Source organism: Desulfobacter sp. (assembly GCA_028768545.1).
Taxonomy (GTDB): Bacteria; Desulfobacterota; Desulfobacteria; order Desulfobacterales; family Desulfobacteraceae; genus Desulfobacter.
This window is the reverse complement of record CP054838.1, coordinates 3,966,569-3,983,126: the sequence shown is the minus strand read 5'-3', so window position 1 is coordinate 3,983,126 and position 16,558 is coordinate 3,966,569. Positions and strand designations below refer to the sequence as shown.

Annotated in this window: 17 protein-coding genes and 2 pseudogenes; 6 read left to right on the top strand and 13 right to left on the bottom strand. The window is 49.0% G+C overall.

Annotation, left to right across the window (positions count from 1 at the left end; all coding sequences use genetic code 11):
* The 7 genes and pseudogenes from HUN05_19315 to HUN05_19285 form a co-directional block, all read right to left on the bottom strand.
* Positions 1 to 1,069 (bottom strand): annotated as a pseudogene (locus HUN05_19315) (XdhC family protein).
* A gap of 8 nt (positions 1,070 to 1,077) precedes the next feature.
* Positions 1,078 to 1,281: pseudogene (locus HUN05_19310) on the bottom strand (molybdopterin-binding protein).
* Between the two features lie 208 nt (positions 1,282 to 1,489).
* The gene (locus HUN05_19305) at positions 1,490 to 2,785 is read right to left on the bottom strand and encodes a hypothetical protein (GenBank protein ID WDP87009.1); all 1,296 of its coding nucleotides are present in this window, start codon (positions 2,783 to 2,785) and stop codon (positions 1,490 to 1,492) included.
* 3 nt (positions 2,786 to 2,788) lie between these two features.
* On the bottom strand, positions 2,789 to 3,466 hold the full coding sequence (locus HUN05_19300) for an ABC transporter ATP-binding protein (GenBank protein ID WDP87008.1): 678 nt from the start codon (positions 3,464 to 3,466) through the stop codon (positions 2,789 to 2,791).
* 22 nt (positions 3,467 to 3,488) lie between these two features.
* Positions 3,489 to 4,706 (bottom strand): ABC transporter permease, encoded by a 1,218-nt coding sequence (locus HUN05_19295; GenBank protein ID WDP87007.1) that lies wholly within the window; start codon positions 4,704 to 4,706, stop codon positions 3,489 to 3,491.
* 9 nt (positions 4,707 to 4,715) lie between these two features.
* Entirely contained in the window at positions 4,716 to 5,936 is a 1,221-nt protein-coding gene (locus HUN05_19290) for an ABC transporter permease (protein ID WDP88146.1), read from the bottom strand.
* Positions 5,937 to 5,950: 14 nt separating this feature from the next.
* Positions 5,951 to 6,712 carry an outer membrane lipoprotein-sorting protein gene (locus tag HUN05_19285; protein WDP87006.1) on the bottom strand — a complete coding sequence of 254 codons (762 nt, stop codon included), beginning with the start codon at positions 6,710 to 6,712 and terminating at the stop codon, positions 5,951 to 5,953.
* Between the two features lie 572 nt (positions 6,713 to 7,284).
* On the opposite strand from HUN05_19285, the gene HUN05_19280 reads away from it, so the two are divergent.
* The 3 genes from HUN05_19280 (at position 7,285) to HUN05_19270 (ending at position 9,358) form a co-directional block, all read left to right on the top strand.
* A complete protein-coding gene (locus HUN05_19280; protein ID WDP87005.1) occupies positions 7,285 to 8,175 on the top strand; it encodes a DMT family transporter in 891 nt (296 codons plus the stop codon).
* Between the two features lie 326 nt (positions 8,176 to 8,501).
* Positions 8,502 to 8,693 (top strand): hypothetical protein, encoded by a 192-nt coding sequence (locus HUN05_19275; protein WDP87004.1) that lies wholly within the window; start codon positions 8,502 to 8,504, stop codon positions 8,691 to 8,693.
* Between the two features lie 350 nt (positions 8,694 to 9,043).
* Positions 9,044 to 9,358: a hypothetical protein gene (locus tag HUN05_19270; GenBank protein ID WDP87003.1), complete on the top strand. Its 315-nt coding sequence runs from the start codon at positions 9,044 to 9,046 to the stop codon at positions 9,356 to 9,358.
* A 26-nt stretch (positions 9,359 to 9,384) separates the two neighbouring features.
* Here the strand turns inward: HUN05_19270 and panP are convergent, their stop codons facing one another.
* Complete coding sequence (gene panP / locus HUN05_19265; protein ID WDP87002.1) at positions 9,385 to 11,040, bottom strand: putative pyridoxal-dependent aspartate 1-decarboxylase; 1,656 nt, start codon at positions 11,038 to 11,040, stop codon at positions 9,385 to 9,387.
* 149 nt (positions 11,041 to 11,189) lie between these two features.
* Between panP and HUN05_19260 the strand changes: the two genes are divergently transcribed.
* Together HUN05_19260 and HUN05_19255 are read left to right on the top strand one after the other, a co-directional pair.
* Positions 11,190 to 11,342: a hypothetical protein gene (locus tag HUN05_19260; protein ID WDP87001.1), complete on the top strand. Its 153-nt coding sequence runs from the start codon at positions 11,190 to 11,192 to the stop codon at positions 11,340 to 11,342.
* The gene (locus HUN05_19255; protein WDP87000.1) at positions 11,339 to 11,482 is read left to right on the top strand and encodes a hypothetical protein; all 144 of its coding nucleotides are present in this window, start codon (positions 11,339 to 11,341) and stop codon (positions 11,480 to 11,482) included. The genes HUN05_19260 and HUN05_19255 overlap by 4 nt, the downstream gene beginning before the upstream one ends.
* Positions 11,483 to 11,551: 69 nt before the next feature.
* On the opposite strand, the gene HUN05_19250 is transcribed toward HUN05_19255, so the two are convergent.
* The 4 genes from HUN05_19250 to HUN05_19235 are packed head-to-tail and all read right to left on the bottom strand — an operon-like array spanning position 11,552 to position 14,291.
* Positions 11,552 to 12,094 carry a 2-oxoacid:acceptor oxidoreductase family protein gene (locus HUN05_19250; GenBank protein WDP86999.1) on the bottom strand — a complete coding sequence of 181 codons (543 nt, stop codon included), beginning with the start codon at positions 12,092 to 12,094 and terminating at the stop codon, positions 11,552 to 11,554.
* Positions 12,094 to 12,921 carry a 2-oxoacid:ferredoxin oxidoreductase subunit beta gene (locus HUN05_19245; GenBank protein ID WDP86998.1) on the bottom strand — a complete coding sequence of 276 codons (828 nt, stop codon included), beginning with the start codon at positions 12,919 to 12,921 and terminating at the stop codon, positions 12,094 to 12,096. Before HUN05_19245 ends, HUN05_19250 begins: the two co-directional genes overlap by 1 nt.
* A gap of 1 nt (position 12,922) precedes the next feature.
* Positions 12,923 to 14,077 carry a 2-oxoacid:acceptor oxidoreductase subunit alpha gene (locus HUN05_19240; protein WDP86997.1) on the bottom strand — a complete coding sequence of 385 codons (1,155 nt, stop codon included), beginning with the start codon at positions 14,075 to 14,077 and terminating at the stop codon, positions 12,923 to 12,925.
* Positions 14,070 to 14,291, bottom strand: a complete 222-nt coding sequence (locus HUN05_19235; GenBank protein WDP86996.1) for a 4Fe-4S binding protein — start codon at positions 14,289 to 14,291, stop codon at positions 14,070 to 14,072. Before HUN05_19235 ends, HUN05_19240 begins: the two co-directional genes overlap by 8 nt.
* Positions 14,292 to 14,636: 345 nt before the next feature.
* Between HUN05_19235 and HUN05_19230 the strand changes: the two genes are divergently transcribed.
* The gene (locus HUN05_19230; protein ID WDP86995.1) at positions 14,637 to 15,476 is read left to right on the top strand and encodes a glycosyltransferase; all 840 of its coding nucleotides are present in this window, start codon (positions 14,637 to 14,639) and stop codon (positions 15,474 to 15,476) included.
* A gap of 7 nt (positions 15,477 to 15,483) precedes the next feature.
* Here HUN05_19230 and HUN05_19225 read toward each other — a convergent pair whose 3' ends face one another.
* Complete coding sequence (locus HUN05_19225; GenBank protein ID WDP86994.1) at positions 15,484 to 16,455, bottom strand: DUF342 domain-containing protein; 972 nt, start codon at positions 16,453 to 16,455, stop codon at positions 15,484 to 15,486.
* Positions 16,456 to 16,558: the final 103 nt, after the last annotated feature.

Sequence of the window (16,558 nt, the reverse complement as noted above, 5' to 3'; positions counted from 1 at the left end):
TCAGTTGAGGCGACATCTATGCTGACACAGGGGGACCGTGATCAGTTCGCCTATGATGCTCACGGCAATTTCAGCAGGTGTTTCCCCGGGAAGTCTCAGGCCGATGGGAGAATAGACCTGGTTTAAACGTTCTTTTTTTATGCCTTTTTTCATGAGATTGGCATAGATCTGTTCCCGTTTTTTTTTTGCTGCCGATCATGCCGATATAAGAGGCAGAGGTGGTTAAGGCCTGTTCAAGCACAACCTGGTCATGGAGGTGTCCCCGGGTGAGGATAACAATATAGGCGTTTGAATCAATGTTGAGCGTTTCAAAGGATTGGGAAAATTGTTCAACCACATGGACCTCATCGGCATGGGGAAATCGCTGGGCATTGGCAAATTCTGCCCGGTCGTCAATGACAACGCAGGAAAATTCCGTAAGATGGGCCATTTTTCCCAGTTGCAATCCCACATGGCCGGCTCCGAAAATAAAGAGTTTGTCCTTGGGGGCTAGGGGTTCAATGATAAACTCTTCAAGGCCGTACACCCTTCGAAAAGGGCCGGTCCCTGAAAATTGATTGTCCAGTGCCGCCTCAATCAGGGCTTTGGGAAGTATGGGCGGACCTAAAAATTTGTCCTTGTCAAAGAACAAACAAATGTCTGCTGATCCTTTTGCCTGCCGCCTGGTAATAACCAGCCCTTTTTGACCCCGGGGTTCCAGATCTGCCAGCCTCTCATAGATGGGAATCAAAAAATCGGAAAACAAAGGCATAAAGGTCTGGATCCAGACGGTGAGGCTTCCGCCGCAGGCCATGTCCATGCCCTGTTTGATTTCCTGGTCCAGGGTGAAGTCCAGTATTTGGGATTGGTTTTTGGATGTTTCCCTGTTCATGAGGCCAACACAGGCCTCAATAACCCGGGCCTCTACCAGGCCGCCCCCAATGGTGCCGGATATAAAATGGGCATTTAGCACCAGCATTTTACTGCCCGAGGTTCTGGGAGTAGATCCCTGGTGGCTGATAATGGTGGCAATGGAAAAGGGGGTGGCCTCTTTTAAATGAGTTAATGCTGTTTTGATCAAGGATGTCATGGTTCCCCCTAATTGCCGAAATTACAGTCAGGATATCTGCATTCCGTACAAGTGGAGCAAAATCCCCCATGGCCCATGCCGACAATATCTGATTTTTTAACCCGTTCTCCTGCAAGGATGCGGGGCACCACCAGATCAAAGATGGCTGCCCTGTAGTACATCATACATCCGGGCAGCCCGATTACCGGAATATGGTTGATATGGGCCAGCAAGGGTCTGTACCTTGTTTTTTTCATAGTATTTCATGGTTACCTTTTTTATTTTTTCAGCATTAAATATTCCGTGTATTGTCCGGATTTGTCCGGCCGGTGTACATGATTTGCTGTTTAGGATTCTATCATGTTTGGCAGGTTCTATCTTGATTAATTTAGATATATAGAACCTGGAGGGCATTCCAATGATAATTCAGGGGCAAAGGGATTAAAAATACCAGGTGACCCAGGCGGCAATGCTGTCACTGGGTTGGGTGGTAAACACGGTGTTCGGGATTTCATACCCCCCGTATTCTGTACTGGTTTTTCCAAAGTTCAAGGCCCCGGAAACGCTGAGGCAGATATTGTCTGCCCAGTCATAGACGATTCTGGGCAGCAGGATCCCGGAGCCGTCGTAAAGGTTGAGAATCGGGGTCAGATACAGATTGACCAAGGGATGGATTTCAAGGTTGACCGAAGCGCTCGCATATATTCGGCCCAGTGCAAACAGCTCTCCTCTTGCCACGCGTTTAAAAATGGCAGAATCTGTAAAAACATCCTGATAATTATTGTTGGAAAGTCCGTTATAATAAAGCTCCACATACCCGTACCAGTTTTTGTCAAGCCATACCCATGAATAGTCTAAATTGGCCACACCGGAAATATAGGCAGATTTGCCCCGGCTGTTTTCTTTTAAAAAGGTGGCGGTAACATCCCATCGATAGGCCGCGCCTCCCAGGTTTCCTGCGGCCCCGACCCCGGCCACATAATCCTCATAATGTCGGGTGACCACAATATCCATTTCAATCGTGTTTGTGAAAAAATGGAGTTTGGCCCCAAACGAATTTTCAGCGGCCCCGGTTTTGCCGGTATCGGGGTCTTTGCGGGCCACATAGACCAGTTCAACATCTGTTTGGCCAACCGGGAACCGGACCAGGGCCATGTCATCTCCGGTTTTATACTCCCGTTCAAGGTCTGTGGGGGCAAAGGGGTTGAACAGATCCATGGGGTTAAAGGTGAATCCATGTCCCCAGGTCAGGGCCTGACGCCCGATTTTAAATTCTCCCCAGGCCGGGGAAAAAGAGACCAAGGCCCGGTCCAGGCGGTGGTATGAAAAACCGGACCGGCCCTCATGGACAACAGCGGTCAGATCAAAGAATCTTGAATCATCATTGGGCGGTTCCCAAAGCCCTTTGAAAAAAAGATTTGGATAAAGGGCAGCAAGATCTTGGCTGTCTTTGCGGGAACCGCCCCCGCCGGCCATGGCCTCATAGTGGATTTCTGTGTAAAGGGTCTCTGTGAAAAAACTTTGGTTGTTGAGCCTGAATTCAGCAGCCCCGTCAAAATTAGGGGCCAGCCCAAGGGGGGCATATACGGTGCCGGATCTTGGGAATACGGCCTGGGTATAGAGTTTGACATGGCCGTCCCACTCAATATCCACAGCCTTTGCTTCCAGGCTGGGATAAAAAATGCAAATGGTTGATAAAAGAGTATAAAGGGCAAGAAATTGTCTCATCTTTGTCATGGGTCAGTCTGACTGAACCACTTGTCCGTCTTTGAGGCGGATGATGGTTCCGGCATAGTCCATGACCATCTGATCATGGGTGGAAAAGATAAAGGTGGCGTTATGTTTCTGGTTCATTTCCAGCATCATCTCTAAAAGGCCTCTGCCTGTTTTTGAATCCAGGTTGGCCGTGGGTTCGTCTGCCAGTACAAGGCAAGGGCGGGAAACCAGGGCCCTTGCAACGGCCACCCGCTGCTGCTGGCCCCCTGAAAGTTCCGAAGGCCTTCTGTCGTGCATGTTCACAAGACCCACCTCATCCAGGATGGCCCCTGCCCTTTCCTTTCTTTCTTTTACGGGCACCCCCTGCATGAGCATGACATATTCCACATTTTCCAGGGCAGACAATACCGGAATGATATTATAGGACTGGAACACAAACCCGATTTTTTTCAACCGCATCTGGGCCAGCCGTGACTGGGAAAGGGCTGTGATATCTTCATCGTCCAGAATCATTTGCCCGGAGCTGGGAGAGTCAAGCCCTCCCATGAGATTGAGCAAGGTGGTTTTGCCGGACCCTGAAGGACCTGCCAGGGCGGCAAACTCTCCTTTGGCAATGTTTATGGAAACCCCTGCCAGGGCATGGACGAACAATTTTCCCTGTTTATAGGTTTTGGTGATATCAATGGCCTGAACAATATTCATTTGCATTTCCTATTGAATGGTTTTAAGCTTTGGCCATGGCATCCTTTGGAGTGATGCAGCCTGCCTTGACCGCCGGGTAGAGGCAAACCAAAAGCCCCAGCACAAGGATGACCAGATTAACTGAAATTATATCCCGGGCAATGAGAAAGGGAAAGACCCTGTTGCCCATGCCGAAAAATTCAGAGCCCTGGGCCAGAAAGGACAGATCAATCCCCCCTGACAGGGCCGAGACTGTGGCTGCCCCGAGAAGATTACCCGCCAAAAGGCCCATGATCAGAAGAAAGAGACATTCCAAAAGTACATTGATGATAATGCGCGCAGGTTTCATGCCCAGGGCCTTGAGCAGTCCGAATTCCCGGGTCCGTTCCAGAACCGCCATGAGCATGGTGTTGACCAGGCCGAATGCCATGGCCAAAAATCCCACCACATACCAGAGCAGCATGAACGAATCAAACATGGAGATATATCCCTTGACCAGGGGCAGCAATTGTTGCCAGGTCAGCACCGACATATCCCGGGGAAGTTGATCTGACAGGGTCTGGGCAACAGGCCCGACAAGTTCCAGATCCGGAAGTTTGACAGCGGCGTTGGTCACGGCCGTGTTCATCTTGAGCATTTTTTGGGCAGCGGAAAGGGAGATAAAGACAAATTGTTTTTCCGTGGCCTCCAATTCTGCCTTGAAGATTCCTTTGATTCTAAAGGCCCGTGATGCCGTTTCCTGGTCTGCTCCCTGGCTCATGAGCAAAATTTTTCTGCCCAGTTTTGTTTCAAAGGTGTCAGCCAGGGCTTTTCCCACAATAATTTCTTTGTCATCCCCGGGGGTTAAAATATCCCCCTGGGTCATCATATCTGCATAAAAAGAAAGGCTTGCCTCTTTTTGGGGTTCAATGCCAACAATGGTAATGCTCTGGGCGTTTCTTGCATTGGAGGCCACCCCTCCCACCTGGATGCGAAATCCCCAAACCGACCCTTTGGGCAGATGATTGTCCAGGATATTTTTTAACGGCCCCGGGGTGTTGATTCTGTTTTCTACCACAGGATCATCCCTGTATTTTTCGGCCTGGACCTGAATATGGCCGGTAAGCGTGTTCAGGGCGTTGGACAGGACAGAGGCCATGATTCCCCTGGAAAGCGCGGAAAATGCCAGCATGGACCAGGCGCCGATGATGACGGCCAAAAGGATGATCAAGGTCCGTTTGGGGTTGCGCCAGATATTTCTCCATGACAATAGCAGATGCATGGGGCCTCCTTAGGCTGAGTGCATGGCCTCAACCGGGTTGAGTTTATGCACCTTTATTGCCGGGTAAACCGCGGTGAGCATGGTGATGATAAAGACAACAAAAGGACCCGCAAGGGCAGTGCCAAGGCTCAGCTTGGGCCGGATCAGGCTTGGAATCCCGTATTGCCTGAGCATGTCCTGGGCCTGTCCAAAAGAGATTCCATGGCTCTCGGCCCAGAGGGTCAGGCTTGCGCCTGCTGCAATCCCGAGCAGGATTCCCCAGAGGGTTAAAAATCCGGATTCAATCAAAAGCATTTTGGTCAACCGTCCCGGCCTGGCCCCGATGGCCAGGAGGGTCCCGAATTCCTGGGTCCGCTCAAACACGGACATGAGAAAGGTATTCATGATGGAAAAGGCCACCACCACGATTAAAATCGAGTAAAATATGATGCCCCCGCCAAGGTCCATCTGGATGGACTGGATCAGTCCGGGCATGATTTCATCCCAGGTCTGGCAGATAAGATCCTGCCTGGATCCTGAAAAGGGCAGCTGGTCTGATATGGTTTTTTTAACCTTTCCCACGGACCAGAGGGAATCGCAGACCGCAACCACTTGGTGGACCTGACCTGCCATGGCAAATATGTCCTGAAAATAGGCCAAAGGAATCTGGATGGCGGACCGGTCATAGGTGTCCATGCCCGAAGAAAAGGTCCCTTTGACCCTGAGGACGGCCGCTGCAATGGACCCGTCCAGGGCAGACCCCAGAATCACGATTTCATCATTCACGCCGATTTTCAGGTTTTTGGCCAGAAGCGTTCCCACAACAGCCATATCCCTGTCTTGGGGAGAAAGATATTTGCCCTGGCGGATGGTTGCGGCGGTTGAAAAAATCTCAGGCTCTTTGCCGGGGTCAATTCCGGTGACCATGCCGCCGTAGGTCCTGTGGCTGGAGGAGAGCAGGGCAAACCCGTTGGCCCGGAGGGTATAGGCGCTGACATGGTCTGTATTGTCCATGATTTTGGCCACGGCCTTGGGATCTGCCACTGTTTTTCTGATTTTGGGATCCTTGTTATAGTCTGCTGCTGTGACCTGGATATGGCCGGTATGGGTTTTCACCCCTGCATTGATCATGACCTCGTACATCCCAACCTGTAAGGAGAGCATAAAGACCAGCAAAAGAGAGGCAAAGGCAATGGCCATGACCGTGAGAAGGGTCCGTCTGGGATTCCGCCAGATATTTCGCCATGCCATGAGGATTTCCATGGTTACCTCAAAGGATGCTTCAGGGCATTAATGGTGAATAGATTTTTTTTAAGGGGGATGTCAAACTTGAGATCTTCATACTCTAAAAGGGTGTAGTCTTCTTTTGATTCGGCATCCACGGACCTCATGGTCCATTGGGCAGGAAAGGGCCTGCCTCCGATATCGGCAATTTTATCCGTGGTCATGATTTTTACCGGTGCCATATCTTCATCATGGAAGGATTGTTCCAGAAGAATGCCGTCTTTCCGGATTTTGAGCGTCTGCATTCCCCAGATTACCGGGGCCTGTGGTTTGGGAAGGGCCTTGATGGTGTATACAGTCATGGCCAGGACTTTGTTCGTTTCAACAATCTTGTGGGTATAATCGTTGAGAATGGAATCTGCCTTGGACAGGTCATTGTTGGAAAAATCCGACCCCATCCAGGACTGGGACATCATGGACGGCGGGATTTTGATTATCCGGTTGATCTTGGGGTTGAAGGTCCACATGTCCGGCCCGAGCTTTAAGGTGCCGTTGCCCTTGTCTTTTTTCGGGGCCAGGATCTGGAAAATGGAATTTTTTCGCCCCTTTGTCCAGGCCTTGATCGTGGATTTTCTTTCCCAGTCACTTCTGTGAACGGTCATATGTACCACAGAGACCGAGGTGGTTCCCCGCATATGATCCCAGGCCCTGGCAATAAGGGCTTTTGCATCTGTTTCTTCTGCCGGGACCGGGGAAGAAAAGACCAGGATGATGACCCAGATGACCCCTAAAATTTTTTTCATGGTCTCCTTTTGCGGGGATGGGTATCCCCACGCTTTTGTTGCCTTGAATTGCTGCCTTGAAAAAAATATCTCATTCCCCGGGTTTTTTAACCCGTTTCAGACAGGCTGAAAAGCTCAAGGGCTTGTACATGAGATAAAGAAAATATGCGGCATTTGTCAAGCAGTCTTTGAATTTGGCCAAAGGCCGGACAACCGGATGTGTCCAATGCAAAGCGCTTTGGCCTTGAACCTGCCCAAATTCACCGCCTAATTTTATATTTGCTTAAATATGGGGATGTTTCGTGCTTTTTGGGCCACCAGGCGGTACCATGTTGCGGTGCCAAACAAGCGACGAATGAGGTGTATAAGTTGTACTCCGCAGTGAGGTGCAACCCAAGGCAACAAAGAAGATGGTATTGTATGGTGGGTCAGGGAAAAGGAGAAATAATTGACAAACCCGTGCAAACACTTTATCCATGGTTGGCCCGATTTATAGTATGATATTAACCTGGATCAAAGAGTTATGGACCCGGGTAGTTCTCCTTTGGTTGGGGACAGACCTTTAAATTTACATATTAAAGGGAGACATTGACATGGGTGCCAAGCTGAAAATCATTTTTTCCATGACCGTTTTTGGCACCCTTGCCCTTTTTGTGAAAAATATTGATTTGACTGCCGGAGAAATTGCTCTGTTCAGGGCGTTGATTGCTGCGGTATCCATCATCATTTACAAGCTTGCTGTCAAAGAGGCCATTTTTCCTGCTTCAATACGAAAAGAGATCCCCATTCTTTTTGTTTCCGGTGCTGCCATGGCCTTTAATTGGATTTTTCTCTTTAAGGCCTATATCCATACTTCTGTCTCCATTGCAACCCTGAGCTATTATTTTGCCCCTGTGATTGTCATGGTCTCCTCTCCTTTATTGTTCAAGGAAACATTAAGTCTGAAACAGGTGATCTGTTTTTTCATGGCAAGTGCAGGGCTTGTCATGGTCATCGGGGTCTCCGGTGCCGGTATGAACTCCGGACATTTGGCCGGGATCGGGTTCGGCCTCTGCGCGGCCGTGTTCTATGCCGGGGTGATCATTCTCAACAAATATATAAAGTCTGTGACCGGAATCGACAGGACCCTGATCCAGTTTTTTGCCGCCATTACGATTCTCATGCCCTATCTTTTTTTCACAACAGGTATCAGCCTGGGCAACCTGAACGCCTGGGGCTTTGCCAATCTTTTCGTTCTGGGCCTTGTGCACACCGGCATCACCTATTGCCTGTATTTTTCATCTCTCAAGGATTTGACAGGGCAGGAAGCCGCCATTTTCAGCTATATTGATCCCCTTGTGGCGATTTTGATCTCTGTGATGATTTTAAACGAATCAATGAACCTGTTCCAGATCATGGGCGGGATAATGATTTTAGGATTTACCCTTTTAAATGAAATTCAAGTCAAATTCTGGACAACCGGCAAAGGGGTTAATGAAAAATAATGCCGGCAAAGAGAATGAATAGTGTTCGAGTATTTCATTTGTATGGATATCCCGTGCCGGCTGGGTTTGTTTGCATGCTTACCCCTGTTTGAATATCTTTTCTCTTGAATCAAACCTTGGGGTGCGGGTATAGTTTTTTGATTCACAGGTTTTAAAAAAACAATATGATAAAAAAGGAAAACCCTATGACGATTGAATGGGCCTATATGAGAAAGGGCTGAGTCTCCTGCACAAAAGCTCAACGGTATTTTGAGCAAAATGATGTTCAGCTTGACCAGGTCATTGATGCCAGAAAAGAAAAAATTAATTATGACCAGGCCTGGAAATTGATCTGCACCCGGCCAAAGGTCTATATTGGAAAGGGAAAAAAGGTGCTGGCATTTGAACCGGATCAAAATTCCAAAAAAGCGATTCTCAAGGCCGCCATGGGACGGTCCGGAAACCTCAGGGCGCCTGCCGTAAAAACCGGGACAAAGATTTTTATCGGGTATAATGACGATATCTATGAGGGGCTATGATCCCCATATTTAAAAGGAGAGTTCGGGGAATGGAAAGGATAAAAAAGGGGACCATTTTCTGGGTAATGGTATTGGTTTTTTGTTCGCTTACCTGGGGGGGGGTGCGCTTCCACAAAGCTTGTAAACTCCTGGCATGACAAGACCTTTTCGACAAAACCCTTCAAGCGGATACTGGTTCTCGGGGTTTTTAACCAGGAAGTCAACCGGAGGATTTACGAGGATGCCCTGGTCCAGGCCCTGGAAGCCCAGGATACCCGGGCTGTAGGCGGTTATACCCTCATGCCTGATGTAAAGGATTATGATGAAAAACAAGAGATCCGTGAGGCCGTTAAAAAGGCCGGGCTGACGGGGTGATCATTGCAAGGCTTGTGGGGGTCAAAGAAAAAGAACGGGTGGTTCCGCCGCGGGTGGACTACTATCCGTCCATGGGCGTCCGGCATGGGCTTTACGGGTATTATGGGGCCTCTTATCATTCGGTTTATCAGCCCGGGTATACGGTGACAGATACCATTGTCAATCTTGAAACCACACTCTTTTGCGTGGACACCCAAAAGCTGGTCTGGAGCGGTATGACAAGCAGCCAAAATCCCTCTTCAGATCAGAAGATCGCCAAAGAGGCCGTGGCCCTGGTCATTGCCGAGATGAAAACCGCAGGCCTGCTCTGATCCATTTGCAGGCCGGGTCGGCGGGTTTAAAATTTGACCGTGTTGAGAGTGGACAGGATCGCTTCCTGCTCATCCAAAATATCATCCAGGATATCAGGAGTGGTCAAAGGATTCATGATTACCGATCTTAGGACTACTACATTCTGTTCCTCTGCGGGATCAAGTTTCAGCCGGGTTCTGGATACAAAGCTTTTGCCGGCCTCCCGCTGAATGCGCTGGATATTTTTATTGATTTGGTCCAGGGTGCTGTTGAGTTCTCTTTTTTCTTTCTCGCCGGCCAGGCTTAGTGCCTGTTTGATTTTTTCGGGCACCACCCTGTAGGTGAGAATATTCAAGACCGGTGAGGAGACCAGCTCAAACAGGGGTCTGGCCTTGATTTTTTCGGCAAAGGCCCTGGCCGTTTCAATGCCGTGGTCGATCATGAGGCCGTAGCCCCTTGCGCCCATAATCTTAAGGGCGGCATCCAGTATGAGAGAAGAGGCTTCCCTTGAGCCTTCAAGGGTTTTTATCCCCAGGTCCACAGATCCTTTCCGGTTCACATACCGTGCATGGTAGGCAATAGAGTCCAGGGCATTGGGATCCTTGAAATAGACCATGCCGGCAGTCATGGGCATGTAAAACTGTTTGTGGCAGTCAATGGTGACAGAATCGGCCCGTTCGATCCCAGCCAAAAGGTGGGAATATTGTTCCGATAAGAGTACCGGCCCGCCCCAGGCTGCATCCACGTGGAAATGAATTTTTTCACGTTCACAAATATCTGCCAGGGCTGGCAGAGGATCAATCACCCCGGTCTCGGTGGCCCCGGCAAGTCCCACGATGGCGGCAATTTTTGTTCGGCCTTCTTTTTTAAGGGCTTTAATCGTTGATTCGAGTTTGCCAAGATCTATGGCCCGGTTCTGGTCCACGTCCACCCCAATGAGGTTCTGGTTGCCGATGCCCAGGAGCCCCCCGGCTTTTTTTAAAGAAAAATGTCCCCGTTTGGACACAATGATGACCACCCTCTGGGTACCGTGGGCAATCATGGCTTGCAAAAGGCCGTTTTCTTCAACGCTTGAAAAATCGTTCTTGGCAGGAAACAAGTGATTTCTGGCCACCCACAGGGCCGTCATATTTGCAGTGGTGCCGCCGGTGGTAAATGAGCCCAGTGCTGTCCTTGTATTCTGGACATGTTCACGGTAAAACGCATTATCTTTTTTAAAAATCATGCAATGCATTTTGGCCAGCACCTGTTTTTCCAATACGGAAAGGACTTTGGAGGTCTCTACCTTGATGAGGTTCTGGTTTAAGGCCGCAGTAATGGCCTTGAGGTGAACCATGAAAAAGGGGATGGCAGAGGTCATGTGTCCGATAAAGTAGGGGGAGGCGACATTTACAGCCCTGGGGGCAATTTGTGTGATAATATCCTTAATGACCTGTTCAAGCTTTTTTTGGGGTTGCCGGTTGATGGCGACCTCTGTGAATTTTTTGGAGAGCTGTGCCAGGCTTATCTCTTCTGTGACACCTACATTCTGGTTCAGAAAATCGTGAAGCCCGAACAGGATTTGCTCCATATACTTGATCAGGGTTTTTTTGGAGTTTTCATCTTCAGGGCGGATAAAGACCCGGTAAAGGGTTTGCCAGTCAGCAATCAGTTCACGGGTTTGGGCCTTATTGCTGTTACGGCAGGGAGGCTGGACAGGCATGGAAATTATCTCTTTGTCTTGGTGTTAAAAAGCCAATAATGCCCCCTTGGGGGGATCAAGTCAATACCACCTGCCCAAGGGTTAAAAGAAAGCCCTTGAAAACAGGCTGAAAGTATGGCAGGTCTACCTTAAAAAAAGGAGAAAATCAAATGGAACTTCATGTCAGTGATATTTTAACCCGGGTGACCCGGTACAACCTTATCCGCAATGGCCGGATGATATACATTGATGTCCATAAACGGATTCAGGGCAAGCTGGCAGGCGATTTTATTGCCGTGCCCAATTTGGTGAATATCGTTTGACCGAGCATCAGGGGGCGGGAAATACAGAAGAAGAGGCCCTGTCAGACTGCTTGAAAAAAATTAAAGGCCTGAACCTGGAAGATCTTTTTCCCGCTGCCGTGCCCCCGGCCACCGCCGATTCCCAAGATGAGCCCGAATAAGGTTTAAAATATAAAAAAAGGCCTGCGGCCCTGGTCAGGCAGCAGGCCTTTTTTTTATCCTGTCTGGTTTTAGGCCTGGGATTCACCCATATCAAACCCCAGTTGAAGCGCTGTTTTGTTCATATCCATGAAATCTTTTGGAATCGTGGTTTCAAGGACCTTGAGGATGGACTCGGGTTTGACCACACGGGTCAGCCCGATGAGGGTACCCAGCATGCAGATGTTGAATACAATGGGCTTGCCGATTTTTTCCATGACCGTATCATACATGGGCAGGGCCACATGGTGGGCAGCCACTTTTTTTTCCATGGTCACAAACCTGGAATCCATGAGCAATAGTCCGCCGGGCCGAAGGATCGGGGAAAATTTTCCATAGCTTTCCTGGGTAAGGCTCACCAGGATATTGGGCTGGCGCACCTTGGGAAATAAAATTTCAGTATCTGCAATCAATATATCGCTCCGGGTGGCGCCGCCCCTGGCAGCGGCCCCGTAACTCTGAGACTGGATGGCATTTTTGTTTTCATAGATGGCTGCAGCCTTGGCAAGAATAATGGCAGCGGTGATCACGCCCTGGCCGCCTGAACCCGAAAACACAAGTCTTGAACGTTCCATTATGCTTTTCCTTTCATTGCTTTTTCAATCACCTGGTCATAGGCTTCGCAATATTCAGGCCTGCCCGTATCTTCCACAAAGATGCCCCTTTGGATGAGCTCGGGATTGTTTTCCAGTTTTTTGGATCCGATTTTTACCGTATTGGTTCTATAGCCCTCCATCATCTGGGCGGCATCCCCCTCCTTGTTTTTACGCCCGTAATAGGTGGGGCACTGGCTCATGATTTCAACCACGGAAAATCCCTTGTGCATGATGGCCTTTTTCAGGATATCTTTGGCTTCCTTGGCATGGAAGGTGGTGGACCTTGCCACAAAAGATGCCCCTGCGGCCGCAGCCAGTTTCACCACGTCAAAATCGTTGTCAATGGTCGAGTAAGGAGCTGTTGTGGCTTTTTTGCCGGGTCCTGACAGAGGAGAAAACTGGCCCCCTGTCATTCCGTAGATTTTATTGTTCATCACAATGGCCGTGATGTCTATATTTCTCCGGGCCGCATGGATAAAATGATTGCCGCCGATGGCCAGGGCATCCCCGTCACCCATGGGCACAATGGCCTTGAGGTTGGGTCGTGACATTTTAACGCCCGTGGCAAAGGACAGGGCTCTTCCATGAATGGTGTGAAGGGAGTGAAAATCCACATACCCTGAAATCCTGGAAGAACAACCGATCCCGGAAGTCATGACAATTTCGTTTTTATCCAGCTCCAGCTCGTGGATGGCCCGGAGCAAAGAACCCAGGACAATACCATGGCCGCATCCAGGACACCACATATGGGGAAAGTATCTGCCCCTGACATAGTCTTTAAAATCAAACTCTGTATTGGTACTCATGTTAGACCCCCTTTCCCTGGATCATTCTCAAGACTGTTTTGATATCCGTGGGTGAGATGAGCTGACCGTCAATCCGGTTGGCTAAAAAGACTTTTTCCGGGTTGTCCACCGCACTTTTGACCTGGGTGACCACCTGGCCCATGTTCATTTCAACCACGAGAACGGCCTTTGCATTGGCACACTTTTGTCTGACGATTTCTGTGGGAAAGGGCCAGATGGTCTGGAGCTCAAGCACACCGATTTTTACCCCTCTTTTCCTCCGGTTTTTGGCAATATGTTTGGCAGACCGGGCAGAGGAACCATAGGAGACCAGCACATAGTCTGCATCATCCAGCCAATGCTCCTTGTACATGCAGATGTTCTCCCAGTTGTTTTCAATCTTATCCACCAAGTGGCGGAGCAGTTCGCTGACCACCTTGGGATCGTTGTTGGGAAATCCCCACATGTCATGGAAAAGACCGGTGACATTATACCGGTGTTCTGCACCGAAATCTGACATGGGCAGCCTGCCGTCTTCCCGGGGCAGGTAAGGGTGATAATCCACACCCTTGGGCACCGAGGTCCTAAGGCGGTCAACAACAGGCAACTCTCCTTTTTCAGGGATGATCAGTTTTTCCCGCATATGGCCGATGACTTCGTCAAACAAAAGGATGACCGGTGTCCTGTAAGTCTCTGCCAGGTTAAAGGCCTCAACCGTCATCTCAAATACATCCTGGTGGTTGGAAGCGGTCAGGGCAATGATGGCATGATCCCCATGGGTGCCCCATCGGGCCTGGTTGATATCCCCCTGGCTGACATGGGTGGGATTTCCTGTGGAGGGCCCCCCCCTTTGTACATTGGCAATGACACAGGGGATTTCTGCCATGCAGGCATAGCCCAAAGCTTCCTGTTTCATAGAAAAGCCGGGCCCCGAGGTTGCGGTCATGACCTTGCTGCCGGTGAGCGATGCACCGATAATAGCCCCCATGGAAGCGATTTCGTCTTCCATCTGGATGAATTTACCACCAACCTCAGGCAGTCTTCCTGCCAGGTGTTCTGCGATTTCAGTGGACGGAGTAATCGGGTAGCCGGCGAAGAAATTGATACCTGCGTACAGGGCACCCTCAACACAGGCTTCATTCCCCTGAACAAACCTGATATTCGATGTGTTAGTCATTTTCCCCTTCCTGATTTTCTTTGATTTGAATTGCCAGATCCGGGCATCTAAGTTCGCAAAGCATGCATGCGATACAGTCTTCCGGGCGAACTGCTTCCACTTTTCCCTGCTTGTCCAATTCAAGCACTTTTTTGGGACAGAAATGAACGCAGATGCCGCACCCTTTACACCATTCCTTGTCGATTACATGTGTGACTGATTTGCCTTTTCCCATAATTCCCTCTTAAATAGATAAAGCTAGCCAAAAAACAAGGCACTTCATTAAGCGATTTGATTTCGTATGTCAAGGATTTCTCTCATTAAAGATGAACGAAATTCATTGTTTTTTATTCCAGGTAAAAAAGCAAGAAAAAAAATAGGTTAGACCAGTATCCGCGTGGATAAAATTTACGTTTTTGTCTGAAGATTATCGTCGTCAATAAGGGGTTACTCTTTTGTTGTTTTTTTTTAATCCCATGAAAATTTCGCTGATTAGGATTTTGGGCAGGCAAGGGCAATAAAAAGAGAGTGAGAATTTCAAGATTTACCCGGCCCGGCGATAGTGATATAACCTTTGGCCATGGCAACGATAAAAGAAAATCAGGTCTCGGTGATTATCCCCACCTTTAACCGGGCCCATGTCCTGAAAAGAGCGGTGGATTCGGTGTTGGCCCAGGATTACCCCTCCATTGAACTGATTGTTGTGGATGACGGTTCCACCGACAATACCAGGGCGCTTCTGGATGGATACAAAGATCAGATCCGGGTGATTATCCAGCCCAATATGGGGGTCTCGGGTGCCAGGAATACAGGAATCCGGGAAAGCTCAGGCGCCTTTATTGCCCTGCTGGATTCAGATGATGAATGGACCCGGGATAAACTTATGGTGCAGATGGATTTTTTCAGGGCCCATCCCCATGCCATGATCTGCCAGACCGAAGAGATCTGGATCAGGAACGGAAAACGGGTCAATCCCAGGGTCAAGCATAAAAAGCCTTCAGGCTTTATTTTCGAGCATAGTCTGAAGCTCTGCCTGGTAAGTCCTTCTGCCGTGATGATGCGCAGGACCTTGTTTGATCTTAAGGGCATGTTCAACGAAGATTTTCCCGTGTGTGAGGATTATGATCTGTGGCTGCGCATCTCAAGGGATATTCCGGTCTATCTGGTGGATACCCCGTGCACCGTTAAATACGGGGGCCATGATGATCAGCTCTCTGCCTCCCACTCCCAGGATAAGTACAGGATCAAGGCGATTTTAAACCTGATCCGGGAAAAAACATTGACCTGTGATCAAAAAACGGCCGCAATTGATGTGCTTGTGAAAAAATCCAGGGTGTATGGAAACGGGTGCATAAAACGGGGAAAAATCCGTGAAGGAGAGTATTATATCTCCTTGTGCCAGAGGTTTGATCCGGGATAGCAGGGTCTTATTGATCTAAAATATCCATGGTAGAATAGTGAAGCCCGCCTTCTTCCATGGCCTTTTCCATGATCGTGCATTTGCGGTGGTCTTCCATGAGGGTGAGGCTGGTATTGGGCCCTGCAATCATGGTATTCTGGGTAATGCTGCCCTGAACCAGGATTTTGGGTGAGGCTTGGGCTTTGTTTGAAAATTCCCGCAGCCCTTTTTTCTTGAGAACCAAAAGTTTGTTGGCGTTTTCTATTTGGTCGATCCGGGTTTTTAATTGTTCTGTTTCCCTGGCATACCGGTCCTGGGTTTGAAAGATGGTGTTCAATTCAGTTTCTGCTGTTTTGGCTGTCTGCGCCAATGTTTTTAATTGTTCCAGGGCCTGGTTCAACCTGGGTTCATCATTTGCTTTTTTGAGCTGGGTCAATTCTAATTTTGTTTCTTTGATCTGTCTTTCTGCCATTTCCTGGGCCTGGGCTTTTTCCGTGATGAGCTGGTAAAGCTGCTGATCCTCTTGTTCGATGGTTTGTATTTTTTCTTTTGTCTCCTGAAGCTGGTCCAAAGATTTTTGGATCTGGCCATCGATCAGGGCCGTCTGGGTTCTGATATGTTCGTCTACCCCGACCTTGAGCTGGACCGGGTCGGAAGTCTCCGTGCCGATTTTGCCTGCCTCAATTCCTGCCTTTGCAATAATTTGTGAGGATATAATTACGCCCCCGGGATTTTTACAACACCCGGACAACATGATGTTTGAATCAATGATCTCTTTTTGAATTTCCAGGTCTCCAAAGGCGCTGACCTTTGAATTATTGATAAATTTGGCAAAGATATTTCCCTTGGAATTGATGGTGGCATCATTGATCCCGTCTGAGATATGCAGATCACCGGTCAGATCAATCACTGCACCCTCAATTTCTTTGGCCGTCAGATTGATGCCTTTAACGGTAAAGCCTTCCTTGATGGTTCGGGAATGTTCAGAATTCTGTGTCACGGTTTCGGTTCCCGGATCTGCCTCAGCGCCAGCGGAAGTAAAAGTCAGGTCCGAGAATGGGCCTTCAATCAGCCACGTCGGAGGAGTTGACTTTTGCTGGAGT